At 76.7% G+C, this 1,211-nt stretch carries 1 pseudogene; it reads right to left on the reverse strand.

Features of this window, described 5'->3' with window-relative positions:
* A pseudogene (locus tag JM949_RS36075) lies at nt 1-1,211 on the reverse strand (proton-conducting transporter transmembrane domain-containing protein); the annotation flags it as partial.

The following is a 1,211-nucleotide window of genomic DNA, read 5'->3' on the forward strand; positions in this document are numbered from 1 at the left end:
CCACCGCCCGGGACAGCGGCGGCAGCGCCAGGACGCCGAGCACGGCCGCTCCGACCGCCAGCGGCACCAGCGGCCCCTGCTGCCCGCCGGCCACCTCGCGGGTGCCGTCGCGCTCGGTGTCGTACCCGGATTCGATCCCGGGCGGAACCGGGCGCAGGACCAGGGCGAGCGCCCGGCCGGCGTAGAGGGCCGCGAGCAGGGCGCCGGCCAGGCCGACCAGGTACAACGCCGGGGACCGCTCGCGGGCTCCGGCGAGCACCTCGTCCTTGGTGGACCACAACGCCAGCGGCGGCACCCCGGCCAGTGCCAGGGCGCCAACCGCGAACACGCCCCCCCACCAGCGGGTAGCGGCGGCCAGCGCCGAGCAGCGCGGACAGCCGGCGGGTGCCGAGCGCGGTCAGCCACGCCCCCGCGGCGAGGAACAGCAGCGCCTTGGTGGCCGCGTGGCCGATCAGGTGCGCGACGGCGCCGGCCGGAGCGACGGCGGCGCCCAGCACCACGTACCCCAGTTGAGCGCTGGTGGAGGCGGCCAGCAACTGCTTCAGGTCGGTCTGGGCGAGCGCGACCGCACCGAGCGCCAGGGTTGTCACCGCGCCGCCCCACGCGGCCACGTCCACCGCCCAGCCGGTCGCGACGAGCAGCGGGTGCAGGCGGACGAGCAGGTAGCCGCCCATCGCCACCATGGCGGCGGAGTGCAGCAGCGCGCTGACCGGGCTCGGGCCGAGCATGGCCCGCGACAGCCAGAACGAGAACGGCAGCTGGGCCGCCTTACCGAAGCCGGCGGCCAGCACTCCACCGGCGGCCACGTCCCGCCACCCGGGCGGCAGTCCGGCGAACCCGGTCAGGTCGAGCGTGCCGCCGGCCAGTCCGGCACCCGCGGCCAGGTAGAGCCCGAGGTCGCCGGCGCGGGTGGTGAGGAACGCCGTGCCACCCGCGGCGACCGCGTCGTCGCGCCGCCAGTGGTACGCGATCAGCGCGTACGACATCCCGCCCATGATCTCCCAGCCCAGCAGCAGCACGGGTAGCGTCGTGGCGGTGGCGGTGAGCAGCACCGCGGCGAGGAAGACCAGCATCAGGCCGTGAAACCGGGACCGGTCCCGGTGAATCTCGGCGGCGGCGTACGCCAGCACCAGCAGCGCCACCGAGGCCACCGCCGGCACGACGAGCGCGGCGAGCCCGTCGACGGACAGGCCCCACCGGGCGCCGGCCAG

This window comes from Micromonospora tarensis (assembly GCF_016803395.1).
GTDB lineage: Bacteria > Actinomycetota > Actinomycetes > Mycobacteriales > Micromonosporaceae > Micromonospora > Micromonospora tarensis.